Consider the following 25,095-nt stretch of genomic DNA (forward strand, 5'->3'; position numbering starts at 1 on the left):
GGATCGGAATGTGCGCAGACGAACCCGCGCTTCGACGGCCGTCGGAGGGGAGGCGGTCCGGCCGGTTCGCGGGGGAGGTTGCGGCCGCAAACCGGCCGCAATAGGCCGGCATTGCCGCCGTACCCGTTCCGTTCTAGTGGTTTCGCGCCGCCCGGAACCCATCTCCGTCCCCGGATACTGTTCCTGCGCGGCACACCCGTTGCCCGCCCGAGCAGAGAGCGAGGGCGCCGCAACCGGGGCGCCCGGATCGTCGCAGAGAATTTGTCGTCCATGGCCAAAGCCAAAGCCCGCAAGCCTGAGACCGCGGCCAAGTCCAAGGGAAGGGCCGAGGAACGGACCGACGCACAGCTCTCGGCCCTGTTCGACGCGGCGGCCCCGGCCGCGCGCGACACCCGCGTCATCTCGGTGCGCGGCGCCCGCGAGCACAATCTCAAGAACGTCGATCTGACGATTCCCCGCGACCGGTTCGTGGTGTTCACCGGCCTGTCGGGTTCGGGCAAATCGTCGCTCGCCTTCGACACGATCTACGCGGAGGGCCAGCGCCGCTATGTCGAATCGCTCTCGGCCTATGCCCGCCAGTTCCTGGAGATGATGAGCAAGCCCGACGTCGATCAGATCGACGGGCTCTCGCCGGCCATCTCCATCGAGCAGAAGACCACCTCGAAGAACCCGCGCTCCACCGTCGGCACGGTGACCGAGATCTACGATTACATGCGCCTGCTTTGGGCGCGGGTCGGCATCCCCTACTCGCCCGCCACCGGCGAGCCGATCGAGAGCCAGACCGTCTCCCAGATGGTCGATCGGGTGCTGGAACTGCCGGAGAAGACCCGGCTGTATCTCCTCGCTCCGGTGGTCCGCGGGCGGAAGGGCGAGTATCGCAAGGAGATCGCCGAGTTCCAGAAGAAGGGCTTCCAGCGCCTTCGAGTCGACGGCGAGTACTACGCGATCGATGACGTGCCGAAGCTCGACAAGAAGCTCAAGCACGACATCGATGTGGTGGTGGACCGCATCGTCGTGCGCGACGACATCGCCGCGCGGCTGGCCGATTCCTTCGAGACCGCGCTCGAACTCGCCGACGGCATCGCCGACATCGAGTTCGCCGACGCGCCGGAGGGCGAGGCGCCGAAGAAGATCACGTTCTCGTCGCGCTTCGCCTGCCCGGTCTCCGGCTTCACCATCCCCGAGATCGAGCCGCGGCTGTTCTCGTTCAACAACCCGTTCGGCGCCTGCCCGACCTGCGGCGGCATCGGCCACGAGATGCGGATCGACCCCGAACTCGTGATCTCCGATTCCGCGCTGACCCTGAAGCGCGGCGCCGTGGGCCCCTGGGCGAAATCGACCTCGCCCTATTACGACCAGACGCTCGACGCGCTGGCCAAGCATTTCGGCTTCAAGACCTCCGTGGCGTGGTCGGCGCTGCCGGAACAGGCCCGCGCGGTGATCCTGTTCGGCACGGGCAAGGAGTCGGTGCGCTTCGACTACAATGACGGCCTGCGCTCCTACTCGGTCAACAAGCCGTTCGAGGGCGTGATCCCGAACTTGGAGCGGCGCTACAAGGAGACCGACAGCGACGCCTCTCGTGAAGAAATCGGCCGCTTCATGAGCGCCACCCCTTGCGCCGCCTGCGACGGCAAAAGGCTCAAGCCCGAGGCGCTTGCGGTCAAGATCGACCGGCAGGACATCGGCCAGGTCACCGCCCTCTCCGTCCGCGAGGCGCATCGCTGGTTCTCGGAGATCTCGGGCAAGCTGACGGACAAGCAGAACGAGATCGCGGTCCGCATCCTCAAGGAGATCCGCGACCGCCTGACCTTCCTCGTCGATGTCGGCCTCGAATACCTGACGCTCGCCCGCGGCTCGGGCTCGCTCTCGGGCGGCGAGAGCCAGCGCATCCGGCTCGCCTCGCAGATCGGTTCGGGCCTCACCGGCGTGCTCTACGTGCTCGACGAGCCGTCGATCGGCCTGCACCAGCGCGACAACGAGCGCCTGCTCGGCACGCTCAAGCGCCTGCGGGATCTGGGCAACTCGGTCATCGTGGTCGAGCACGACGAGGACGCAATCCTCCAGGCCGACTACGTGGTCGATGTCGGCCCGGGCGCCGGCATCCATGGCGGCGAGATCGTCGCGCAGGGCACGCCGGAGGAGCTCCTGAAGGATCCGGCTTCGCTCACCGCGAAGTACCTCACCGGCGAACTCTCGGTGCGGACGCCGAAAGCCCGGCGCAAGCCCGGACGCGGGATGCTGCGGCTGGTCGGCGCGCGCGGCCACAACCTGAAGAACGTGACGGCGGAGATCCCGCTCGGCACCTTCACCTGCATCAGCGGCGTCTCCGGCGGCGGCAAGTCCACGCTGATCATCGACACGCTCTACAAGGCGGCGGCCAAGCGCCTCAACGGCGCCCTGGAGCACCCGGCCCCGTTCGAGCGGATCGAGGGATTGGAGCATCTCGACAAGGTCATCGACATCGACCAGTCGCCGATCGGCCGCACCCCGCGCTCGAACCCGGCGACCTATACCGGCGCCTTCACCCCGATCCGCGACTGGTTCGCCGGCCTGCCCGAGGCCAAGGCCCGCGGCTACCAGGCCGGGCGCTTCTCGTTCAACGTGAAGGGTGGGCGCTGCGAGGCCTGCTCGGGCGACGGCGTCATCAAAATCGAGATGCACTTCCTGCCCGACGTCTACGTCACCTGCGACGTGTGCAAGGGCAAGCGCTACGACCGCGAGACGCTGGAGGTGCGCTACCGCAACAAGTCCATCGCCGACGTGCTCGACATGACCGTCGAGGAGGCCGCCGACCTGTTCAAGGCCGTGCCGTCCATTCGCGAAAAGATGGAGACGCTGGCCCGCGTCGGCCTGCACTACGTCCGCGTCGGCCAGCAGGCGACCACGCTCTCGGGCGGCGAGGCGCAAAGGGTGAAGCTCTCCAAGGAGCTGTCGAAGCGCGCCACCGGCCGCACCCTCTACATCCTCGACGAGCCGACCACCGGCCTGCACTTCCACGATGTCGCCAAGCTCATGGAGGTGCTCCACGAGCTGGTCGATCAGGGCAACACCGTCGTGGTGATCGAGCACAATCTGGAGGTCATCAAGACCGCCGATTGGGTGATCGACATGGGCCCCGAGGGCGGCGACGGCGGCGGCCGGGTCGTGGCGCAGGGCACCCCCGAGGAGATCGCCGCGAGCACGGCGAGCCATACCGGGCGCTTCCTGCGCGAGGTGCTGGCGCGGCGCCCGGCCGGGAAGGCCGTCAAGGACGCGGCTAAGGATGCGGGCAAGGCGAAGGCGGGCGCCGCATCGGGCCGCCGCAGCAACGCCGCGGGCCGGCAGGCCGCCGAATAGGGCGCGCCGGCCGAAGCGGGCGGGCCGGCGCAACCTGATGGCGACGGATTCCTGCGCGGCCGGAGGGGGCCGGGCCGAGCGGGCGATTCGGTCGGCCGAGCCGGGCCGTCCGCCCCCGGTGACGGTGCCGTCGGTGCCGGGCGAGCCCGAAACCCGCCTTCGCACTTGCGCAACTGCCCGGCCCCTTCTGCCGGAAAATCCCGGCCGGATGCCGCGGCCAATGACTTGACGATAATGTACTATTTCGCCTGAATCCGGTTCGCGGGATCGCGTTCGTCCAAGATGGACAGCGTTAAGAGATCGTTAAGCCCTTGGTTGCTCCGCAGCAAAAATGCGGCTTTTGCGCAACGGTAGGGTCCGAACTGCCGAGATTGGAGGCAATCCCCTGTCTTTCGCGGTCGGTCTGTAGAATAGTTCCCGACGTCGAGACTTGAGGTGCGGCCGTAGGGGGCACCGGCATCACACCAGCCATCCACTCCGGGGAGAGAGGGAGGCGAGCGGCGATGCAGGCGCTACGGGGCGGACGCCTGAATCCTTGGGAAGGAACGAGAAAAATGATGAAGAACTGGCTCGCTGCGGGCGCCATTGCGCTCACGGCCGGAATGACGACGACCGTCGCCCAGGCGCAGACGACCACGGTTCCCGGTGAGCAGGTCGGTCTGGCCGTTGGCGCGCCGCTCCCCGAGGGCATCTACGCCATCAACACCTTCACCTACCGCAGCCCGGATGGCCCGAACGCGACCGCGGTCGACACCGCCGTCAACATCCCGATCCTCGTGTGGGCGACCCCCTACGTGCCGTTCGGCGGCCGCCTCGAGTTCGTCGTGGCCCCCCCGACGGTGTTCACCTTCAGCCGCGCTGCTGGCGGCCGTGACACCTCGATCAACGTCGGCACCTTCGTCGGCGCGATCTGGGCGTTCGATCTCGGCGGCAACATCGGCGTCAGCTTGCTCGGCGGTTCGTACCTCAACGAGCTCAACGCCGGTCGCGGCGGCGGCCTGAACATCCTGGCCTCCAACACCTACCGTGTCGGCGGTGCCGTCAGCTACACCGGCGACGGCTGGAACCTGACCGCCAACCTGACCTAACAACTTCTACGACTCGCCCAGCCGCTTCGACGGCCGCAACGGCATCCCCGGCTTCTTCGGCCCGGTGCAGATCTCGGACGCGTTCAACCTCGACCTGACCGCGACCAAGAAGTTCGGCAAGTTCGAGATCGGCGCCATCGGCTACGGCACGGTCAACCTCGACCCGAACCTGCTCGCCTTCGTGAACGACCCGACCAGCCGCATCGGTCGCGGTGGCCGGTTCGCCCTCGGCGGCCTCATCGGCTACGACTTCGGACCGTTCTCGGTTCAGGCCTACGTCGCCCGCGACGTCGTGACCACGGCTGGCGTGCGCGAGAGCACCGATGGCTGGTTCCGCATCGTGGCCCCGCTCTACACCCCGGCGGCCGCTCCGGCCCCGGCTCCGGCCCCGCTCGTTCGCAAGTACTGAGCGCAAGTACCGATCCGATCGGGGGCGCCCATCGCGTCCCCGGTCTGTTCAAGGTCACGAAGCCGTCCCGCCGCAAGGCTGGGCGGCTTCGTCCGTTTCGGGACGATGCTTGAGCGTGAGAATCGCCCGGATACCGGAAAGGCGCGGCCCCGGTGGGGGGCCCGCGCGTCCTATTCCCGGATCAGCTTGCCGGTGTAGATCACCTGCCCGGTCGGCTTGCCGGTGGGTGAGCCGCCCGGCGGCTCGACCGATACGGCGATGACGCCGTCCCCGCCGTCCCCGCCGCGACCGGCCTCCGGCGGCAGGCGGATGCGGGTGGCCTCGCCTTCGACGAGGCCGATCGGCTTCGGGGCGGCGCCCGGCCCGACATACCAGAGTTCCAGGCTGCGGCCGGCCGGCGCCTGCGCCGCCACCGGCCGCACCCGGGCGGTGCCGGCTTCGGTGTCGACGCTGACGATCAGGGCCGGCAGGTCGCCCGCGCTCGTGACCACGGCGACGTAGCGGCCCTCCCCCGCGCCGCCCGCTCGCTCCCCGCCGGGCCGCGGCGCACCGGTGAGCACGACCAGCGCGAGGCCGGCGGCAACCAGCCCCGCGCCCCTGCCGCGGTGAAGCGCCAGAGCCGGAGTTGCCGCCGCAGGTCGCGCAGGCGGTTGTCGTTGGCGGCGCCGGCCTGGTCGGGCCGGGGGGCGGGATCATCAGCGGCGGTGCCGCGCTCCCTCTCTTGAGCGATCTCTCGGGCGATCTCCTGCCAGATATGGGCCGGCGGCTCGATTGCGGGCACGGCGCGCGCGAGCGGGGCGAGACGCCGCTCCCAAGCGCGGACGGCCGCCTCGGTGGCCGGATCGACCGCCCGCTCCAATTCGAACGCGGCGCGCTCCCCCGCATCGAGGGTGCCGAGCACGTACTCGGCCGCCCGCAGGTCGCGTTCCGCCGGTTCCGGTCTGCCGCTCCCGCCGCTCACGCGATATGCTCCAGGCAGGATTTCAGGGCGGCCAGCGTCCGGTGCAGCCAGGTCTTCACGGTGTTGACGGGCCGCTCGAAGCGTTCGGCGAGTTCCTCGCGGGACCAGCCCTCGCAATAGGCCAACACGACGCAGTCGCGCTGGGTCGGATCGAGCCGGGACAGGCAGGCGACGAGCGCCTCGCGGTCGAGGAAGGCGCCTTCCTCGTCGGTCGGGGCGACGAGGCGCTCCATCCAGGCCTCCCCGCTGTCACCAGACGGCATCGGAACCTCGCTCCGGCGGCGCAGGCCGTCGATGGCCCGGTTGCGCGCGATCGTACACAGCCACGGAAGCGGGGCCCCGGCCGAGGGCGCGTAGGAGCCCGCCGATTGCCAGAGCTTCAGGTAGACATCCTGAAGCACGTCCTCGGCGAGGCTCCGGTCTCGTTGGATACGCAGGATGATCCCGAAAAGTTTCGGCGCGGTCCGGTCGTAGAGCGCCCGCAGGGCCGCCACGTCCCGGCGGGCGACGCGGTCCAGCAGCCCGGCCAGTTCTCCGTCGTGCGGCGTCACAGCCCGCTCCCGGCGGACGCGGCGCGGAGGGAGGTCGTCGGAGGACGCGGCATGGTTCCGGGGCGTCTGGATGGGAGGCGTCCGCCGGGCGCTCAGCGTGGCGGGACAGGGAGCGGCACCCTATCGGAGGCTTTGCCGACGCACCACAGGCCGTGACGGCCTCGGCAGGGCAATCGCGAAGCCGTTTCGGCGGTTTCGCGGCGGCAAGAGCGCTCGTTCGGGGCAAAAGCGGGAGGGCGCGGTGCCGGGCCCCGGCGCCGGTGCCTTTCGACGCGGCGTCGGGCGGGTGTCGGCGCGAGATGCGCCGCCTATCTGTGTCGGAAGCGCAGCCCGGCGAACCTTGCGGACGGGAGACGGATGCGGCCGCCCCGGCGGTCGCCGTTTCCGCGGAAGTCGGTCCACGGGCGGCGGCGGAGTGGGGCGCAGGGAAATCGCAGAACATGTCCGCGCACGGCGAATTCAGGATTCCGGCCGCCCTGCAGCCGAAGGCCGGCGACTACGCCTACGATCTGGAGCGGGCGCTGACCTCGGTCGTGTCCCTCTCCTCGCGGGTGCCGGCGGAGGCCTTCACGGCGGAGACGCTCGGCACCGAGCGGGCGGGCAACGGCGTGGTGATCCGCGAGGACGGGCTGGTGCTCACCATCGGCTACCTCGTGCTGGAGGCCGAGAGCGTCTGGCTCACCACCCATGACGGGCGCTCGGTGCCGGCCCACGTCGTCGGCTATGACGGGGAGACCGGCTTCGGCCTCGTCCAGGCGCTCGGCCGCCTCGGCCTGCCCGCTCTGAGGCTCGGGCGCTCGGATACGCTGAAGGTCGGCGAACGGGCGGTGATCGCGGGGGCGGGCGGACGCTCGCACAGCCTCGCCGTCGAACTCGTCGCCCGGCAGGAATTCGCCGGCTACTGGGAGTACGTCCTCGACGACGCCCTGTTCACCACCCCTGCCCATCCCCACTGGGGCGGCACCGCCCTGATCGGGCCCGACGGCGCGCTGGTCGGCATCGGCTCGCTTCAGCTCCAGCAGGGCGGCACCGGGGCGGGCCGGGCGATCAACATGGTCGTGCCGATCGAACTCCTGCCGCCGATCCTGACCGATCTCGAGACCCGCGGCCGGGCCGACCGCCCGCCCCGCCCCTGGCTCGGCCTCTACGCCACGGAGACCGAGGACGGCGTCGTGGTGATGGGGACCGCGGACAGGGGCCCGGCCGAGGCCGCCGACCTGCGCGCGGGCGACGTGCTGACCGAGGTGGCGGGTGAGCCGGTCGCCGACCTCGCCGGCTTCTTCCGGCAGGTCTGGGCCCTCGGGGAGGCGGGGGTGCGCGTCCCCCTTACGGTCAACCGGGACGGGCGCCTGACCCGGCTCGCGCTGACCTCGGTCGATCGCGAGCGGTTCCTGATCGGACCGAAGCTGCACTGACCCGTGCTTCGTGCCCGGCAGACGGGATCACCCCTGGATCACACGATGAGGAAATCCGTGTGGTCGAGGGCGGCGTGGTTATCCAGCACCGCGACCAGGACGGCCTCTTTCCGGCCGCTGCCGTCGGCGTCGTAGAACAGCTCGCCCGTCTTCTGCTTGTAGAGGATACGGTCGTCGGCATCCGCCTTGATCGCCTTGGCCGGACCCAGGGTCTTGAACTGCTCAGGCGCCAGCGCTCCGGTATCGAGGCCCGAGAAGACCGCGTGATCGAGGTGGAACACGTCGTCCTGTGACGTGAAGTCCCTGACGTGATCGACGTTGCCGCGGCCGAGCCGGGCATCGAACACGAAGGTGTCGGCGCCGGCTCCGCCCGTAAGCCGGTCGGCGCCGAGGCCGCCCGCGAGGCTGTCGTCACCGCCGCCGCCGTCGAGCCCGTTGTCGCCGGCATTGCCGATCAGCCGCTGGCCGAAGGCGTTTCCGGTGAGGGAGAGCGGCGCGCATCCGGTACTCTTGGCGAGTTGCAGGATCTCGATCTCCTGGCCGGCGGCCAGCGTGTAGGCGCTCGTCGCCACGATCCGGTCGGTGCCCTGCCCCCTGCCCTCGAACACTTGGTCGCCGGGGGTGTCGACGAAGTAGGTGTCGTCGCCGGCCCCGCCCACGAGCTGATCGCGGCCGCCTCCGCCGCGCAGGACGTCGTCGCCCGCATCGCCGAACAGCCGGTCGGCGCCGGCCGTGCCGATGAGCGTGTCGTCGCCGGCAAAGCCCAGGACCGGATTGCCGCTCCCGTCGGCCTCGAGCCGGTCGTCGCCCCGGCCGCCGACGACGTAGGCGACGCCCTCGGGCTTGTTCAGGAAGCCGTAATCGATCCCGGTGGCTTGGCTCGCGGCGGCGACCAGATTGCCGAAAACCGCTTCCGGCGTGCCCGCGGCGGGACGGCCGGCGAGTTCCTGATAGAAGCGCGCATAGGCATCAAAGCCGAGATCCTCGTAGACTTGGGTGAGCAGGGCGGCGGCGAGGTCCGCAGCCCCCCAATTGTTGGGGTTCGGAACGCCGGTCGCCGCGCCGAGGGTGTTGGCGAGCGTGGTGCCCGCCTCCCCGAAGAAAGTCTGCGCAAGGTCTTCGAGGATGGACTGCTTGAATTCGTCGAAGGGCAGGGCACCGAACGCGCTGCCGGGGATGCCGGCCTCCTGCATCGACACGAACCGGTTGGCGATCGCGAACCCCGTGACGAAGGCATCCACGGTCCCGAGTTGCGGGCCGTAGAACCAGAAGTTCCGCCCGAGTTCGTAGAAGACCGTCTGATCGAAGGTGCCACCTTCGGCCGCGCCGGCGTAGAGCTGATCGAACGCGCCGGTCGTGAGCTCGATGCCGGTGGCTCCGAGAAAGCCGATCGCGTTCGCCGCGCCTCCGAGCGCCGTGGGCACCTCGGCGATCGTGAGCAGGCCGTTATAGGCTCTGTACGTGGCCGGAGCCTGCCCGGTGATGGCGAGGTAGACCTCGTAGGCGGCGTCGATCCTGTTCAGGATGTCCTGCATGACATCGCCGTCGAGATCGTTGGCCGATGTCAGGAGCGCGACGTGCTGGCCCTGCCACGGATAGAGCGAGACGAGGTAGCCGTCATACACGAAGTAGGGCAGCGCCCCGTCGGGAGAGATCGCCATTGCCGTCCGCTCCGCTTGTCCGGCCCGGATATCGGGGATGGGGGCTCACGGTACCGCCGGCGCGGTTTGCCTGTCTCGGCCGCGATGTGGCACCCGCGAGCAATTGCGGCTTAAGTCTTCCGGAGCGGTTGCGCCGGTTCGCGCGAAGGGCGTGCTTCACTGAGCGCGTCCGGTGCGCGCTTGGCCGACGCGGCGATGGAGCGCATCCTGTCCTTCGCGCCGGCGGCGCCCCGCCTCGCCTGCGGTGCCCGCCCGCATTGATCGCGCGGCCGCGGGGTTCTATTCCGTTGCGATGACGAACCCAATCCATATCGTCGGCGGTGGCCTCGCCGGTTCCGAAGCGGCCTGGCAGGTTGCCCAGGGCGGCCGCACAGTCGTGCTGCACGAGATGCGGCCCGTTCGCGGCACCGATGCCCACCACACCGACGGGCTGGCCGAACTGGTCTGCTCCAATTCCTTCCGCTCGGACGACGCCAACGGCAACGCCGTCGGCCTGCTGCATCAGGAGATGCGCAGCCTCGACTCGCTGATCATGCGCACGGCCGACGCCCACCAAGTGCCCGCGGGCGGGGCGCTCGCCGTCGATCGCGAAGGGTTTTCGCGGGCCGTCACCGCGGCGCTGGAGGATCACCCCAACATCACCATCGTCCGCGAGGAGGTCGCCGGCCTTCCCCCCGAGGATTGGGGTTCGACCATCCTCGCCACCGGCCCCCTCACCTCCCCGGCGCTGGCTGAGGCCGTCGGCACGCTGACGGGCCGGGAATCGCTCGCCTTCTTCGACGCCATCGCCCCGATCGTCCACCGCGACTCGATCGACATGGGCAAGGCGTGGTTCCAGTCCCGCTACGACAAGGCCGGCCCCGGCGGCACGGGGGCGGACTACCTCAACTGCCCGATGGACCGGGAGCAGTACGAGGCCTTCGTTGCCGCGCTGATCGCGGGCGAGAAGACGGCGTTTAAGGAATGGGAGGCCTCGACCCCCTATTTCGACGGCTGCCTGCCGATCGAGGTGATGGCCGAGCGCGGACCCGAGACCCTGCGCCACGGGCCGATGAAGCCGGTCGGGCTCACCAACCCGCACAACCCGACGGTGAAGGCCTACGCCATCGTCCAACTGCGCCAGGACAATGCGCTCGGCACCCTGTTCAACATGGTGGGCTTCCAGACCAAGCTGCGCCACGCCGAGCAGGTCCGCGTCTTCCGCACGATTCCGGGGCTGGAGAATGCCGAGTTCGCCCGGCTCGGCGGCCTGCACCGCAACACCTATCTCGACAGCCCGCGCCTGCTCGACGCGACCCTGCGGCTGAAGGCACGGCCCCAGCTTCGCTTCGCCGGCCAGATCACCGGATGCGAGGGTTACGTCGAGAGCGCCGCGGTCGGGCTGATGGCCGGCCGCTATGCGCTGGCCGAAGCGGAGGGGCAGACGCTCGCCCCCCTGCCCCCGACGACCGCGCTCGGGGCGCTCATCGGCCACATCACCGGCGGCCACGTCGAGGCGCCCGAGGAGGCGGAGCGCAACGCGCCGCGCTCGTTCCAGCCGATGAACGTGAATTTCGGGCTGTTTCCGCCGCTGGCGCAGATGCCGCGCAACGAGACCGGCAAGCGCCTGCGCGGGCCCGAGAAGGCGGCGCTCAAGAAGCGCGCGCTGACCGACCGGGCGCGGGAAGACCTCGCTGCCTGGATGACGGGTGAGCGACTTCCGCACGCGGCGGAGTAGAGAGCGGCTCCGCCGGCTTCAGGGCGCGTCCCTGAACGCCCGCCAAAGGGCCGTGAGGCCCTTTGGAAACCCGGGATCTCAGAACGGACCGGCACGGCGCCCGCGAAGCGGCGGCCCTCACCGTAGCCCTCGCCACCGCCTCGACCAGATTGACCTTGCCGAGCGGCGCGACGATCAGCGTACCGGCAACCATGCCCTCGGGCCGCTCATGCGCGTCGCGGAAGGTCACCACCGGCAGGTCGAGCAGAACGGCCTCGACTGGCGCGCTCGTCAGGCGAGCGCGAGGCGGGCAATCGCCTGTCCGTCATTTCAGCCATGCTGACTTGGGGGCAGGAGAACGGCCGGATCGAAGCGAACCACATTCGCGGGTTCAAGCGGCTGTACCGTGCCGACCGAGCCGGGATCGTCCCGGCTGCCCGAGCCGATCGACGCCTTCATGCGTGTGGCGCCGATTGAGCTGCAGCGCGCGCCGATCATCGCCCTCCACACCGGACCGTGCCAGGCCGACATCCTTCGCCTGCCCTGGTCGGCCTATGATGGCAGCGCAATTACGCTCAGGCAGGGCAAGAGCGCCCGCGGCGGCCGATTGGCGCCGATGGTCACGATCCCTGCACGCGAGCGCTCCGGCGCATGCTGGATGGTATGGAGCGCAGGTCGCTGCTGATCCTGACGACGAAGACTGATCGCGCCTTCCAGTTTAGGAACTTCGCCCGACTCTGGGAGGAGGCGACGGAGACCGTTGTTGGGAGCATCGCCCTGCAGGGCTCGACGAGACCGTCGCCCTGCACGTCCGCGACCTGTGCGGAACGACCGTAACGATGCTGTCGGAGGCCGGCTGCAGCCCGCAGCAAATCGCAACGATCACAGGCCAATCGCGCAAGACGGTGACCGTGATTTTGGGCCCCAACCTCGCTCGCACGAGAGCGCTAGCGGACCAAACAAACTTCAATTGGGAGAACTCACCGCGAACGGAACTTGCAAACCATCTGCAAGCCGTAACCCCGACGCCGAAGGCATCAAAGGGGAAAACTCTTATCTAACAGAAGAGTAGATGGCGCGCCCGAAAGGATTCGAACCTCTGACCCCCAGATTCGTAGTCTGGTGCTCTATCCAGCTGAGCTACGGGCGCCTTTTTTACTTCTTGACGCCCTTGCGGGGCGTTCCTCTTCTTGCTTGGTCGGAGTGGCAGGATTTGAACCTGCGACCCCCACGTCCCGAACGTGGTGCGCTACCAGACTGCGCTACACTCCGATGCCGGCCCCCGAGGGCCGACGAGCGGGCTTATAGCCGGCACTTTTCGTGGTCGCAAGCGGGTCGGGGCGCTTCATGGCCCTTATTGCGCAGATAGGACGGCTTTTCGCGCTCAAGATTCGGCGAATTTCCGAGTAAGATGCTGACAAACATGAATATTTAAAAATTCCCGTTTTGCCCGGCGGCATCACGCCAAGGCCGGGTCGTGGCCCGACGCGTTCCTCGCGAGCCGGTTCCCTGTCGAGCCTGGGCGCCATAGTTGGGACGGCCGGCATCTGCGCGGTCGCGTGACACCCCATTGCGCGGCCCTGCCGTGACCGGTGATGGGCGCATCGAGCTTGAGGCGGGTCGCCGGCTTGGCAGGGGTTGAACAGCGTCCACGTCTCGACCTGCAGCGCGATTGCTGGCGCCGTCTGCGCCACTGGCGGCGGTCGGTAAGATCGACCGGAGCCGGGGGGGCGTCTGGACGGTGTCCGTCGTCACGACCAAAGAGGGAGGCCCTGCCAGCGGCCCGAACCCAACGGACCGGGCGATGCGGGCACGAAGCGCCACCTCGCCACCGACGCGTGCGGCACGCCGCTCGGCCTGAGGCTAACGGGTGCCAACCAGCATGGCGGCCGGCGGTTGGCGTCCCATCGATGCCATGCCGCTGTGCGGCAGGCGATCATCGGCCGACTGTTCGGCGGCCTCGTCCCGCCGTGCGATGTCCCCCCGGCTGCCACAAGCGCGTCCAGCTGCCATCCGACCCCAAAGTGCCCAGGTCGATGCTGGCAAATCGCCGAGCCTGGCCCAGCGCTGTGCGGCGGCAGGCAAGGGCGGCCCGAGGGCTCGGCGTCGGTCGCAACGCCTCCACGGGCCGTCTTCGGCGCGTGCGGCCGGACTGGAGCCCGCCAGCGACGCCGGGTCTCCTTCGTCACGACAAGGCGGCTCGCAGCCATGCCTGCCGGCATCTCCGGCGATCCGTGCGGCGGCGGAACCGGGCGGCTTGGTCCGCCGAGCGGTCGGCCCTCGCCTCTTGATCGCATTCTGAAACGCGAAAGGGCGGCACGCTTGTGCCGCCCTTGAGCAAACCTGCCTCGATTAATCAGGCGTAGACGCTGCTCGGCGCCTGCGGGAACTTCTCGGCGAGTGCCCGGCGCAGCTTCTCCAGGGCGCGGTTCTCGATCTGCCGGACGCGCTCCTTGGAGATGCCGAGGCGGTGGCCCAGCGCTTCCAGCGTCGCCTGATCCTCGGCGAGGCGCCGTTCCCGCAGGATCCGGAGCTCGCGTTCGGAGAGCACCGTCAGGGCCTGCCGCAGCCAGATGAGCCGCCGTTCGCCATCGACCAGGGCCGAGACCGTTTCATCGGGCAGGGCGGCGTTGTCGACCAGGAAGTCCATGCGCTCGGAGGACGCCTCGCTCTCCTCGCCGACGGGGGCGTTCAGCGACATGTCGGGCCCCGACAGGCGCGCATCCATGAGCGCTACGTCCTCGCGTGAGACGCCGATTGCGGTGGCGATCCGTCCGTGGATCTCAGAGCCGACCTGCTCCTCGGTCGATTGCATCAGCCGGGCGCGCAGGCGGCGCAGGTTGAAGAACAGGGCCTTCTGCGCGGAACTCGTTCCGCCGCGCACGATCGACCAGTTGCGCAGGATGTAGTCCTGGATTGAGGCGCGGATCCACCATGTGGCGTAGGTGGAGAAGCGGACTTCGCGCTCCGGCTCGAACCGGGCCGCGGCCTCCATCAGGCCGACATGACCCTCTTGCACGAGATCGGCCATCGGCAAGCCGTAATGGCGGAACCGGCCGGCAAGCGCGATCACGAGGCGCATATGCGCGGAGATCAGACGGTGCAAGGCGCGCTCGTCGCGCGCTTCCTTCCAGGCCACCGCCAACCCACGCTCTTCATCCCTCGCAAGGAACGGCGCCTCCATCGCTGTTCGAATGAACTGACGCCGCATCCCCGCGATCTCTGCCATCCCCGCCTCTCTCGTTCGAGCATTCTTGGTTCGAGCGTTTCGGATCCGCTCGCTCCGTCCCGTCGGTCGGCGACATGCCGGACAGGACCATGGGGCAAGCCCTCCGTGGCAGAGGCACAACACATCCGTGCGACGCTTGTTCCCTACGGGCGCGTGGCGTCGGAGGCGAATGGGTCAAGAGCTTTACGGGCGGCGCATGAAAAAAGGGCCCGGCGTGGCGCCGAGCCCTCTGGTTCACACATGCGAATCATGCAGCGATCTGATTCGCTAACGGAAGCCGTCTCAGGCGGCCTCTTCCTGCACGTCGTCCTCGCCCTCGGCATCGGCTTCCGCATCGGCCTTGGCGCGGCGCGGTGATTTCGCGAGGCTCTGCTCGATCAGCTTGAGCGCTTCCGTCTCGGTGATCTTGTTCACCGAGGAGATCTCGCGCACGACGCGGTCCAGGGCGGCCTCGTAGAGCTGACGCTCGCTGTAGGACTGCTCGGGCTGGGCCTCGGAGCGGAAGAGGTCGCGCACCACTTCGGTGACCGAGATCAGGTCGCCAGAATTGATCTTGGCCTCGTATTCCTGGGCGCGGCGCGACCACATCGTGCGCTTGATGCGGGCGCGGCCGGTCAGCACGTCGAGGGCCTTCTTGACGAGTTCCGGCTCGGCGAGCTTGCGCATGCCGACGCTGTTGGCCTTCGCGGTGGGAACGCGCAGGACCATCTTGTCCTTTTCGAACGAGACGACGAACAGTTCGAGCTTGTAGCCCGCGATCTCCTGCTCTTCGATCGCGGTGATCCGCCCGACGCCGTGCGCCGGATACACGACCGCCTCGCCGGTCTTGAAGCCTTGGCGGCCTGCTACCGTCGTCTTCTTGGCTGTGGTCATGCGGAATGAGCCTCCACTGTCATCCACGCGGGGCGCGTCCACGCCCGCACGCTCGTCACCTCCGGGGCGGGACACCCGGCGCATGCCTCTGTCCGGCGGCGCGCCATCGAGGCGCTGGCCGGTTCCCGGGCTCTCGCGTTGCTCACACCACACGAAGGCACCCACCGGGAGCGAGATGCTTCCGGCGGTCGATTGCAGCCAGCCTCTTTTCCAGGAAGATGGAACTCGCTTTGAGGGCGATCAGGAGGGGCGCATCGGGCGTGAGCGACGGCGAGCCCTTATGTAACACGAACAGGCCGGCGAATCAAAGGATTGCCGGCGCGCGAGCGCGTCTCCGCAGGGGAGGATCGAAGGTTTTTCGCTGGTCGAAAAGAGCGTCGCCGGAGCTTCCGGTGGATCTTTCGAGGGAGGCCGTGGTGCGTTTGGGGTATCACCCTGGATGAACCGCCTGCGACGAGACGCCGCCGCGGTTCCAGGGCCTGTCCCGCCGTGCTGCCTGTGGGCGCGCGGCGGAGGATCTCAGTCGCCGGAGCCGGGATTGGGGGAGAAATGGGCCTCCAGCTTGCCGCTCACGCCATCCCACTGCTTGGCGTCGGAGGGGGCGTCCTTCTTCTGGGTGATGTTGGGCCAGGTCTTGGCGTAGTCGGCGTTGAGCTTCAGCCAGCTCTCCAGATCGCCCTCGGTGTCGGGCTTGATCGCCTCGGCGGGGCATTCTGGTTCGCAGACGCCGCAATCGATGCATTCGTCGGGGTGGATGACGAGCATGTTCTCGCCCTCGTAGAAGCAATCCACGGGGCACACCTCGACGCAGTCCATGTACTTGCACTTGATGCAGTTGTCGGTGACGACGTAGGTCATGGGCCGTTCGGTCCTTAAATCCGCTTGCCTGAGTGGGGGCTTGCCTGGGCAGGGGCGGGCGCGCTCCTCACCGGCCCGTCGCCCGCTTGCGGATGCGATCCCCTCGTGCGGCGGTTTCAAGCGTCCCGGGCGCCGCCGCCGCCCGATTTGGAAGCGCTCTAGCCCTTGGCCGATGGGCTGACAAGCGCGCCTTGCCGCCCGCCCTCCCCTGCGCGGTGCGAAGGGTTTTTCGGCAACGCCCCCGCCTGCGTCTTTGATCCGGTGCGATCCCGCCCGGCGGCTGAAACGTGAAGTCGAAGCTGAATGTTTAGATCTGCGTAGTCTTAGTCGTTGGTTAATTTTACTGTCTTTGACAATCGAGCTTGTTCGGCAGGCAACCTTGGCCGCACTCTGTACGTCGAATGTTATGCCACGCTGAGGCCCGTGCGGGACTCGCGGCGGCGTCGAAATCGTATCGAAGTCGCGTTCCGAGGTTGTTATGGCCACCCCCCTGCCCCGCTCGAGCCTGTTCCCCTCCCTTGCCGTCGCCGCCGTCTCGGTGATCGCCTGGGCCGCGCCCGCGCATGCCGGGGGCGGCTGTGTCAGCGCCGAGTGCTACCGCCGCGTCGTGACGCCGCCGGTCTACGACACCGTCGCGGAGCGGGTGCTGGTCCAGCCGCAGCGCACCGTCTACCGCACCACGCCGCCGATCTACGACACGGTGTCCGAGCGGGTGCTGGTCGCCCCCGGCTCGCGCCGGTGGGAGACCAGCACCGATGCCTACGGCCAGCTCGTCGGCTGCTGGGTGACCACGCCGCCGCGCTACGCGGTGCAGACCCGCCGCGTGCTGGTGCGGCCGCCGGAGGTGATCCCGCACACCGTGCCGCCGGTCTACACCACCACGCAGCGCCGGGTGCTGGTGCAGCCCGCCCGCGCCGCCTGGGTGCCCGCGGGGGGGCCCGAGTTCGGTCCTGGTCCCGGCTACGGCCCTCTCGGTGTCGGGTCGATCCCGGACGCTCTCGGCATCGCCGGCGCCTCCTCCGCGGACGTGGCGGTGGGCCTCGGCTTCTCGCGGGGCAGCATCTACGACGGCTATTGAGGCCCGCGGCCATGTCGGTCTCAAGCGTCGGTCTCGACCGGCAGCCTTGATTCAGGGCCGGGCCGCCGTAGCTCCCCTCCCGACGCGAGACGGGAGGAGCGGACCATGGCGGCGTTCAAAGCCTGGGTGATCGAGAAGGGCGAAGCCGGCCAGAGCCTCGCCCTGCGCGACTTCGACGAGGCCGACCTGATGGACGGCGACGTCACCGTGCGGGTCTCGCATTCGGGTCTGAACTACAAGGACGGGCTCGCCATGACCGGCCGGATGCCGGTGGTCCGCCGCTTCCCGATGATCCCCGGCATCGATTTCGCCGGCACCGTCGAGGCCTCGGCGCATCCCGACTACAAGGCCGGCGACGCCGTGGTGCTCACCGGCTGGGGCGTCGGCGAGACCCATCTCGGGGGTCTCGCCGAGCGCGCCCGGGTGCGCGGCGACTGGCTGGTGCCGCTGCCCGAGGGTCTGAGCCCGGCCGAGGCGATGGCGATCGGCACTGCGGGCTACACGGCGATGCTCTCGGTTCTCGCCCTGGAACGGCACGGGCTCACCCCCGAGGCCGGGCCGGCGCTGGTGACGGGGGCCTCCGGCGGCGTCGGCTCGGTGGCGGTGGCGCTCTTGAAGCGCGCCGGCTGGCACGTCATCGCCGCGACCGGCCGGAGCGGCGAGGCCGATTACCTGAAAGGTCTCGGTGCGGCCGAGATCCTGGAGCGCGAGGCGCTTGCGGGCGAGCCGCGCCCGCTGGCCAAGGAGCGCTGGGCCGCGGGCATCGACGCGGTCGGCGGCCGGGTGCTCGCCAACGTCCTGTCTATGACGAAGGGCGGCGGTGCCATCGCCGCCTGCGGCAATGCCGGGGGCATGGACCTGCCGAGTTCGGTCGCACCTTTCATCCTGCGCGGGGTCTCCCTGCTTGGCATCAACAGCGTGACGACGCCGCAAGGGCCCCGCCGCGAGGCCTGGGCCCGGCTCGCGCGCGACCTCGACCGTGATCGGCTCAAGGCCATGACGCGGACGGTCTCCCTGGAAGAGGCGGGCGGCCTCGCCGAAACCCTGCTCGACGGTCAGGTGCGGGGCCGGACCGTCGTCGCCATCGGTGGAACCGCGGCTTAGGCTTGGGCATTTCGTATTTTATGAGCAGAGCATTCGTCCGTGAGCCGGAAGGTGGCGAGGCCTTCGAGGATCTTCCCGATCGGCCCATCTCCTCCCACACCAACTTCGTGACGCCTGAGGGCCTTGCGCAGATCGAGGCCGAGGTGGCGCGCTTGGAGGCGGAGCTGTCCGGCCTCTCGCCGCAGCAGGATAAGGCCGACCACACCCGTGTCTCGCGCGATCTGCGCTATTGGACCGCGCGGAAGAACTCGGCCGAACCGGTCGAAGCGTTCGAGGGCGATACCGTGCGTTTCGGCGCGACGGTGACCGTGCTGCGCGAGGACGACACACGGCAGACCTTCCGCATCGTCGGCGAGGACGAGGCCGACCCGTCCGCCGGCTCGATCTCCTACATCGCGCCGCTGGCCCAAGCGCTCACCGGCAAGGGCGTCGGCGACACCGTGACGGTCAACGACCACGAGTTCGAGATCGCCGAGATCCGCTGAAGTCGAACGTTTCGAAAGGACAAGTCCTTTCGCGGGTCCAGGGCAGAGCCCTGGTGAAGGAGGCTCGGGGCGCTGCCCCGAGACCCCGCCAAAGGGATGATCCCTTTGGAATCCCGCTATTCGTTCAGGTGAACAGGCTCGACACGCTCGACTCCGTCGCCGTTCGCCCGATCGCTTCGCCGAGCAGCGGCGCGATCGAGATCACGCGGATGTTGCGGGCGAGCTTGACCGCCTGCGTCGGCAGGATCGAGTCGGTGATGACGAGTTCCTTCATCCGCGAGGCGGCGATGCGCGAGACTGCGCCGCCCGACAGCACCCCGTGGGTGATGTAGGCGGAGACCTCCTTGGCGCCGGCGTTGAGCAGGGCTTCCGCCGCGTTCACCAGCGTACCGCCGGAATCGACGATGTCGTCGACGAGGATGCAGGACTGCCCCTCGACGTCGCCGATGATGTTCATCACCTCCGACTCGCCCGCCCGCTCGCGGCGCTTGTCGACGATGGCCAGCGACGCATCGATGCGCTTGGCGAGTGCCCGGGCGCGCACCACGCCGCCGACGTCGGGCGAGACCACCATGCGCTCGCCGGGCGCAAGGCGCTCCTTGATGTCGCGCACCATCACGGGCGCGGCGAACAGGTTGTCGGTGGGAATGTCGAAGAAGCCCTGGATCTGTCCGGCGTGGAGATCGAGCGTCAGCACCCGGTCGGCGCCGGCCTCGGTGATGAGGTTGCAGACGAGCTTGGCCGAGATCGGCGTACGGCCCGAGGTGCGCCGGTCCTGCCGGGCGTAGCCGAAATAGGGGATCACCGCCGTAATGCGCCGCGCCGACGACCGACGCGCCGCGTCGATCATGATCAGCAGTTCCATCAGGTGGTCGTTGGCGGGGAACGAGGTCGATTGGACGATGAACACGTCCTCGCCGCGCACGTTCTCCTGCAGCTCGACGAAGATCTCCATGTCGGCGAAGCGCCGGACCATGCAGTTCGCGAGCGGCAATTCGAGGTAGCCGGCGATTGCTTCCGCGAGCGGACGGCTCGCGTTGCCGGCGATGATCTTGATGGACGACGTCATGCCGGGCGTCTCTCGGCTCACTCTGCAAGTCATTCGCGGGACGCGCGCGAAACGATTACGTCCGAGACCGCACAAGCATCCGGCCGCGCGGCTCATACCAGCGAGGCCGAGCCCTCACAATGGTTTCGTGAGAAGGACTTCACTGCGCGGGGCCCCGCCCTGCCCCCTTACGGCTCGAGCAGGCGGTGCAGGTGGACGATGAAGTAGCGGGTCTGCGCGTTGTCGACAGTGGCCTGCGCCTTCGAGCGCCATGCGGTCTGGGCCGAGGCGTAGTCGGGAAAGACGCCGACGATGTCGAGATCCTTCACGTCGCGGAAGCGCACCCCCGAGACATCCTCCAGCTCGCCGCCGAAGACGAGGTGGAGCTTCTGGTCCGAGTCGATCGTCGTGGTCACGCGTCTCTCCTGCGGGATGCCGGGGCCCGCCGCCGGTGAGGCAGGAGCCGTGCCGCTCGGTCGCAGAGGCGGCCGTGCCGGTCAAGGTGCTTGCCGCGCAAGGAGGGGCTGATGCGGGGGCGGGACGGCGTCCGGCCGCGTGCGATCAGAACAGCGATCCTTGCCGCGCTGCCGGTTCGACCGCCGCCTTCTCAGGCTTCGGTGCGGGCTCCGGCGCGGCCCGGCGGGGCGCACGCTTCGGGCGCGGCACCGAGCGCGGGGCTTCGGCAAGGGGGGGCGCAACGGGGTCGTCCGGAGCCTCCTCCGGGCGCGCAAAGAGAGCGCCGTCCGCGAACTGGAGCTGGAACCGCACGGCTTGGGCCGCGGCCGCGGCCGAGCGCACCGGCAGGCCGTCGGCGTCGCGCACGAGCGCGTAGCCGCGGGCGAGCACGGCCTTGTAGCTGAGCGCCCCGAGCAGGCTGGTGAGCGCGTCGAGCCGGTCGCGGCGGCGCTCGACGATGCGGCTCATGGCGGTGCGCGGGCGGTGATCGATGGCGGCGAGCCGTGCCCGCGCCTCGGCCAGCGCGATCGCCGGGGAGCGCCGGGTGAGGCGGTCGGCGACGCGGTTCAGGCGCTCGCGGGAATCGCGGGCATTGGCGGCGAGCGCCGGCCGCAGCCGCGCGTCGGCGAGATCGAGGCGCTGGCGCTTGACGGCGAGGAAGGCGTCGGCGCCGGGGATCGCCCGCACGAGCGCCCGGAAATCCGCCCGCTCGCGCTCGATCCGCCGCAGCATCGTGCCGGCCTGCCGGGCGCCGAGCTCGTGGACCTGGGCGGCGAGTTCGGCCCGCACCGGCACCGCCATCTCGGCCGCGCCCGTGGGCGTCGGGGCGCGGCGGTCCGAGGCGAAGTCGATCAGCGTCGTATCGGTCTCGTGGCCGACCGCCGAGATCAGCGGGATCTCGGACTCGGCGGCGGCGCGCACCACCGCCTCCTCGTTGAAGGCCCAGAGATCTTCGATCGAGCCGCCGCCGCGGGCGACGATCAGCACGTCCGGCCGCGGGATCGGGCCATCGGGCGACAGCGCGTTGAAGCCCCGGATCGCCGCGGCGATCTCCTCGGCCGCCCCCTCCCCCTGCACCCGTACCGGCCAGACCAGCACGGGGCGGGGAAAGCGGTCCTCCAGCCGGTGGAGGATGTCGCGGATCACCGCGCCGGTCGGCGAGGTGACGACGCCGATCACCCGCGGCAGGAACGGGATCGGCCGCTTCCGGTCAGTCTCGAACAGCCCCTCGGCCGCGAGCTGGCGCTTGCGCTCCTCCAGCAGCGCCATCCAGGCGCCGATGCCGGCGGGCTCCATCGAGTCGATGACGATCTGGTACGAGGATTTTCCGGCAAAAGTCGTGATCTTGCCGGTGGCGACGACCTCAAGCCCTTCCTTGGGCTTCTGGCGCAGGCGCCCGAGCACACCCTTCCACACCACCGCGTCGATCTTCGCCGAGCCGTCTTTCAGCGAGAAGTAGGCGTGGCCCGAGCCGTGCGGCCCGCGATAGCCGGTGATCTCACCGCGCAGGCGCACATGCCCGAAAGCGTCCTCCAGGGTGCGCTTCAGGGCGGCGGCGAGATCGCCGACCGACCATTCGGGGGTGTTGGCCTGGAGCAGCGCCGAGGGCGCCGGCTCCCCCGGCGGCGGCACGGCGGCGGCAGAGGTCGCAGGACGTGGCGGGGGCACGAGCGGCATGGGGCCGGACGCTAGGGAACGGGCCGGGAGAGGTAAAGGCCGACCGCGCGATCAGCTGGGGAACGGCGTGCGGGTGTGGCGCCGGAGCCGCGTCGTCACCCCTGCTGACGGCTTGCTCCACCACACAGGGAGCATGCGCACGGCCTGGAACGCCGGCTGCGCCGGGTTCTCGAGGGAAGGCGTCGAGCGAACAGGACAGCGGGTGCGATGAACGCGCCCGGCGTCAGATCAGGCGCGTGAGGATCAGTGCCGCCGTCACGGCCGGGGCGGCGGCGGCCGCCATGGCCCAGGGCCAGACCGGCGCGAGCCGCGAGCGGCGGTTGTCGTTGGCGGCCCGTGGCGCCGAGCGGCGCTGCACCACGTAGTGCGACAGCCGAACGACGGGTTGCTCGCGGGGCGTGCGGGCGGGGGGGGCGATCGAGTGGCGACAGATCGGCATGGCAGACATCAACAGGCGAGCCCGGCCAACCGTTCCGTCCGGCGCGGGATAAAGCGAGCCCGAGGGAGGGCCGCGCCGACGCGCTCACCACAGCGAGAATTCGGTGGCGAAATCCGTGGTCCGTAGCGGGCATTTCGGCGCGGGGCAGGGCTCGGCCGGGACGGTCGCGAGCACGCCGTCCGCCCCCGCCTCGAAGCGCAGGCGCACCGGCGGGTCGTCCTCCTTGGCGTAGGCGAGCCGCACCTCGAAGCGCACCGCGTCGAAGGTCTTGCGGTCGACATAGACGATCACGTCGCGGGAGACGGATTCACCCGGGTTGAGGTCGGAGGGCTCGCTCGGGAGCGGCGTCGCGCCGGAGAACAGCAACCCCTGGCGCAGGATGGGCGTCCCGCCGCTCTCGCGCACGTAGTCGCGGGCGGCATCGACGTTCGCCGTGCCGGAGAGCGAGGCGCGGAAGGCGGCCTCCCGCGCCGCCGTGTCGTCGCCCGGTTCGGAGAAGCGGGTGCGGATGCCGACCACGGTGTAGGTGAGCCCGAGCACGCGCACCCCCGCCTGGCCGACATTCGTGCGGGTCACGGTGGAGCGGATCGCCACCCGGTCGCCGTGCTCGCCGACCCGGGCGAGGTCGGTCTTCACCGAGACCGAGGGCGGGGCGAGCCCCGGCTTGATCCGCGCCTCGTAGACGAAGGTGTAGACGCCCCAGGCCCCTGCCCCGAGGATCGCCAGCGTCTGCACCAGGGTGCTGGCGCCTTCCAGGCCGAGCCCGCGGCGCTTTCGGCCCGGCCCCTCGTGACGGTCCGGCTGACGATCTGTCGGCGCCATACGGCGGCTTCTCCCGTGCGTTGCCGGGGCAAACGCGAAACGCCCTTTCCCCGGCCCAAAATTTTTTGGATAGGGTTCTTCTCATGACCGAGCCCTTCTCCATCCTGCTCATCGGCTCCGGCGGGCGCGAGCACGCGCTGGCCTGGGCCATCGCGAAATCGCCGCTCTGCACGCGGCTGTTCATCGCCCCCGGCAATCCGGGGACGGCGCAGCACGGCGAGAACCGGCCGGACCTCGCGGTGTCCGATCACGCCGCCGTCGTCGCGTTCTGCCGGGCGGAAGGGGTCGGGCTGGTGGTGGTGGGGCCGGAGGCGCCGCTGGTGGCGGGCCTCGTCGACGACCTTCAGGCCGCCGGCATCCCCGCCTTCGGGCCGACGAAGGCCGCGGCGCAGCTCGAAGGCTCGAAGGGCTTCACCAAGGATCTGTGCGCCGAGCACGACATCCCGACCGCGGCCTTCGCCCGCTTCACCGACCTCGAGCCGGCTTTGGCCTATCTCCGCGAGCGCGGCGCGCCGATCGTGGTCAAGGCCGACGGGCTCGCCGCCGGCAAGGGCGTGACCGTGGCCGAGACGCTGCCCGAGGCCGAGGCCGCCGTGCGGGCGATCCTCGACGGAACGGAAGGCGGGGCGCTCGTCATCGAGGAATGCCTGTTCGGCGAGGAAGCGAGCTTCTTCGCGCTCTGCGACGGCACCCGTGCGGTGCCGATCGGGACGGCGCAGGATCACAAGCGCGTCCATGACGGCGACCTCGGTCCGAATACCGGGGGCATGGGCGCCTATTCCCCCGCCTCCATCGTCACGCCGGAGATCACCGAGACGGTGATGACGCGGATCATCGCGCCGACGCTGGCCGGCATGGCCGCCCGCGGCACGCCGTTTTCCGGCATCCTCTATGCCGGGCTGATGCTGACGGCGGAGGGCCCCAAGCTCATCGAGTACAACACCCGCTTCGGCGATCCGGAGGCACAGGTGCTGATGCCGCGCCTGACCGGCGATCTCGTGCCGGCGCTGCTGGCGGCCGCTCAAGGCGACCTCTCCGGCGTCGCCATCGGTTTTGACGCCTCAAGCGCCGCACTCACGGTGGTGATGGCGGCACAGGGCTATCCCGGCGCGGTGACCCGCGGCACGGAGATCCGCGGCGTCGAGGCAGCCGAGGACGAGGCGGGCGACGCGACGGTTCTGGTGTTCCAGGCCGGCACCCGCCGCGATGGCGACCGGCTGCTCGCCGATGGCGGCCGGGTGCTCGCAGTCACGGCGCTCGGTGCCAGCGTGGGGCAGGCGAAAGACCGCGCCTACGCGGCGGTGAAGCGCATCGACTGGCCGGACGGCTTCTTCCGCAGCGATATCGGCGGCCGGGAGGTCGCCCGCGAAGCGGCTTCCAAGGGCGACTGATGAAGGGCGACTGATGCCCGATTTCTTCGACCTCGCCTTCGCCGCCGCCCGCGAGGCCGCAGCGTTGGGCGAGGTGCCGGTCGGCGCGGCCGTGGTGCGGGACGGGACCGTGCTCGCGGTCGCGGGCAACCGGCCGCGCACGCTGTGCGACCCCACGGCCCATGCCGAGATCCTGGCGATCCGTGCCGCCTGCGCCGCGCTCCGCGACGAGCGGCTCACCGGCTGCGACCTCTACGTGACCCTGGAGCCCTGCCCGATGTGCGCGGGCGCGATCGCCTTCGCCCGCATCCGCCGGCTCTACTACGCCGCCTCCGACCCCAAGGGCGGCGGCGTCGAGCACGGCCCTCGCGTGTTCAACCAGCCGACCTGCCACCATGCGCCGGAGGTCTATTCGGGCTTTCGCGAGGGCGAGGCGGCGGCGCTCCTCAGAGAGTTTTTCGCCGAGCGGCGGGGGTGAACTGGGAGAGGCGTCGTAACGGAGCGTCGAACCGCGGCCGCGGGCGGCGCGTTCGACCCGT

General features: G+C 69.8%; 19 protein-coding genes, 2 tRNA genes and 3 pseudogenes. 11 read left to right on the forward strand and 13 right to left on the reverse strand.

The features are described 5' to 3' along the window. Positions 1-270 precede the first annotated feature (270 nt). On the forward strand, positions 271-3,336 hold the full coding sequence (uvrA, locus tag M2437_RS13620; protein ID WP_253387720.1) for an excinuclease ABC subunit UvrA: 3,066 nt from the start codon (positions 271-273) through the stop codon (positions 3,334-3,336). 554 nt (positions 3,337-3,890) lie between these two features. Next, a pseudogene (locus M2437_RS13625) lies at positions 3,891-4,833 on the forward strand (transporter family protein). Positions 4,834-5,003: 170 nt separating this feature from the next. Here the strand turns inward: M2437_RS13625 and M2437_RS13630 are convergent. Together M2437_RS13630 and M2437_RS13635 are read right to left on the reverse strand one after the other, a co-directional pair. Next, positions 5,004-5,794, reverse strand: a pseudogene (locus M2437_RS13630) (anti-sigma factor). Continuing rightward, positions 5,791-6,345 carry a sigma-70 family RNA polymerase sigma factor gene (locus M2437_RS13635; RefSeq protein ID WP_012255077.1) on the reverse strand — a complete coding sequence of 185 codons (555 nt, stop codon included), beginning with the start codon at positions 6,343-6,345 and terminating at the stop codon, positions 5,791-5,793. Before M2437_RS13635 ends, M2437_RS13630 begins: the two are co-directional and overlap by 4 nt. A gap of 440 nt (positions 6,346-6,785) precedes the next feature. Here M2437_RS13635 and M2437_RS13640 point away from each other — a divergent pair, with 440 nt between their 5' ends. Continuing rightward, positions 6,786-7,760 carry a S1C family serine protease gene (locus M2437_RS13640; protein WP_003599551.1) on the forward strand — a complete coding sequence of 325 codons (975 nt, stop codon included), beginning with the start codon at positions 6,786-6,788 and terminating at the stop codon, positions 7,758-7,760. A 38-nt stretch (positions 7,761-7,798) separates the two neighbouring features. Here the strand turns inward: M2437_RS13640 and M2437_RS13645 are convergent, their stop codons facing one another. Continuing rightward, positions 7,799-9,421, reverse strand: a complete 1,623-nt coding sequence (locus M2437_RS13645; protein WP_253387722.1) for a calcium-binding protein — start codon at positions 9,419-9,421, stop codon at positions 7,799-7,801. A 292-nt stretch (positions 9,422-9,713) separates the two neighbouring features. Between M2437_RS13645 and trmFO the strand changes: the two genes are divergently transcribed. Both trmFO and M2437_RS13655 read left to right on the forward strand, forming a co-directional pair. Beyond that, the gene (trmFO, locus tag M2437_RS13650; protein ID WP_253387723.1) at positions 9,714-11,138 is read left to right on the forward strand and encodes a methylenetetrahydrofolate--tRNA-(uracil(54)-C(5))-methyltransferase (FADH(2)-oxidizing) TrmFO; all 1,425 of its coding nucleotides are present in this window, start codon (positions 9,714-9,716) and stop codon (positions 11,136-11,138) included. Positions 11,139-11,523: 385 nt separating this feature from the next. After that, positions 11,524-11,802: a site-specific integrase gene (locus M2437_RS13655; RefSeq protein ID WP_253387724.1), complete on the forward strand. Its 279-nt coding sequence runs from the start codon at positions 11,524-11,526 to the stop codon at positions 11,800-11,802. A gap of 388 nt (positions 11,803-12,190) precedes the next feature. Here the strand turns inward: M2437_RS13655 and M2437_RS13660 are convergent. Beyond that, positions 12,191-12,267 (reverse strand) — tRNA-Arg (locus tag M2437_RS13660). Between the two features lie 45 nt (positions 12,268-12,312). After that, a tRNA-Pro gene (locus M2437_RS13665) sits at positions 12,313-12,389 on the reverse strand. A 502-nt stretch (positions 12,390-12,891) separates the two neighbouring features. On the opposite strand from M2437_RS13665, the pseudogene M2437_RS13670 reads away from it, so the two are divergent. After that, positions 12,892-13,022 (forward strand): annotated as a pseudogene (locus tag M2437_RS13670) (IS5/IS1182 family transposase); the annotation flags it as partial. Between the two features lie 451 nt (positions 13,023-13,473). On the opposite strand, the gene M2437_RS13675 reads toward M2437_RS13670, so the two are convergent. From M2437_RS13675 to fdxA, 3 genes are all read right to left on the reverse strand, one after another. Continuing rightward, a complete protein-coding gene (locus tag M2437_RS13675; protein ID WP_003599511.1) occupies positions 13,474-14,346 on the reverse strand; it encodes an RNA polymerase factor sigma-32 in 873 nt (290 codons plus the stop codon). A 282-nt stretch (positions 14,347-14,628) separates the two neighbouring features. Beyond that, positions 14,629-15,219 carry a CarD family transcriptional regulator gene (locus tag M2437_RS13680; protein ID WP_003599510.1) on the reverse strand — a complete coding sequence of 197 codons (591 nt, stop codon included), beginning with the start codon at positions 15,217-15,219 and terminating at the stop codon, positions 14,629-14,631. A 519-nt stretch (positions 15,220-15,738) separates the two neighbouring features. Continuing rightward, entirely contained in the window at positions 15,739-16,077 is a 339-nt protein-coding gene (fdxA, locus tag M2437_RS13685) for a ferredoxin FdxA (protein WP_003599509.1), read from the reverse strand. Positions 16,078-16,555: 478 nt separating this feature from the next. Here fdxA and M2437_RS13690 point away from each other — a divergent pair, with 478 nt between their 5' ends. The 3 genes from M2437_RS13690 to greA all read left to right on the forward strand — a co-directional run bounded on the left by M2437_RS13690 (position 16,556) and on the right by greA (position 18,744). After that, the gene (locus M2437_RS13690) at positions 16,556-17,155 is read left to right on the forward strand and encodes a hypothetical protein (protein ID WP_253387725.1); all 600 of its coding nucleotides are present in this window, start codon (positions 16,556-16,558) and stop codon (positions 17,153-17,155) included. Between the two features lie 105 nt (positions 17,156-17,260). Next, positions 17,261-18,259: an acrylyl-CoA reductase (NADPH) gene (gene acuI, locus M2437_RS13695; protein WP_253387726.1), complete on the forward strand. Its 999-nt coding sequence runs from the start codon at positions 17,261-17,263 to the stop codon at positions 18,257-18,259. A 20-nt stretch (positions 18,260-18,279) separates the two neighbouring features. Beyond that, the gene (greA, locus tag M2437_RS13700; protein ID WP_253387727.1) at positions 18,280-18,744 is read left to right on the forward strand and encodes a transcription elongation factor GreA; all 465 of its coding nucleotides are present in this window, start codon (positions 18,280-18,282) and stop codon (positions 18,742-18,744) included. Positions 18,745-18,868: 124 nt separating this feature from the next. Here greA and M2437_RS13705 read toward each other — a convergent pair whose 3' ends face one another. The 5 genes from M2437_RS13705 to M2437_RS13725 all read right to left on the reverse strand — a co-directional run bounded on the left by M2437_RS13705 (position 18,869) and on the right by M2437_RS13725 (position 23,186). Further along, complete coding sequence (locus tag M2437_RS13705) at positions 18,869-19,813, reverse strand: ribose-phosphate pyrophosphokinase (RefSeq protein ID WP_003599505.1); 945 nt, start codon at positions 19,811-19,813, stop codon at positions 18,869-18,871. A 167-nt stretch (positions 19,814-19,980) separates the two neighbouring features. Next, the gene (locus M2437_RS13710) at positions 19,981-20,208 is read right to left on the reverse strand and encodes a DUF4170 domain-containing protein (RefSeq protein ID WP_003599504.1); all 228 of its coding nucleotides are present in this window, start codon (positions 20,206-20,208) and stop codon (positions 19,981-19,983) included. A 145-nt stretch (positions 20,209-20,353) separates the two neighbouring features. Then, the gene (gene xseA, locus M2437_RS13715; protein ID WP_253387728.1) at positions 20,354-21,925 is read right to left on the reverse strand and encodes an exodeoxyribonuclease VII large subunit; all 1,572 of its coding nucleotides are present in this window, start codon (positions 21,923-21,925) and stop codon (positions 20,354-20,356) included. Between the two features lie 223 nt (positions 21,926-22,148). Then, positions 22,149-22,364: a hypothetical protein gene (locus M2437_RS13720; protein ID WP_015824059.1), complete on the reverse strand. Its 216-nt coding sequence runs from the start codon at positions 22,362-22,364 to the stop codon at positions 22,149-22,151. Positions 22,365-22,448: 84 nt separating this feature from the next. Further along, positions 22,449-23,186 (reverse strand): hypothetical protein, encoded by a 738-nt coding sequence (locus tag M2437_RS13725; protein WP_253387729.1) that lies wholly within the window; start codon positions 23,184-23,186, stop codon positions 22,449-22,451. 83 nt (positions 23,187-23,269) lie between these two features. On the opposite strand from M2437_RS13725, the gene purD reads away from it, so the two are divergent. Then, positions 23,270-24,577 carry a phosphoribosylamine--glycine ligase gene (gene purD, locus M2437_RS13730; RefSeq protein ID WP_253387730.1) on the forward strand — a complete coding sequence of 436 codons (1,308 nt, stop codon included), beginning with the start codon at positions 23,270-23,272 and terminating at the stop codon, positions 24,575-24,577. Between the two features lie 13 nt (positions 24,578-24,590). Next, positions 24,591-25,034 (forward strand): nucleoside deaminase, encoded by a 444-nt coding sequence (locus M2437_RS13735; RefSeq protein WP_253387731.1) that lies wholly within the window; start codon positions 24,591-24,593, stop codon positions 25,032-25,034. Positions 25,035-25,095: the final 61 nt, after the last annotated feature.

The organism is Methylorubrum pseudosasae, from assembly GCF_029504475.1.
Taxonomy (GTDB): domain Bacteria; phylum Pseudomonadota; class Alphaproteobacteria; order Rhizobiales; family Beijerinckiaceae; genus Methylobacterium; species Methylobacterium extorquens.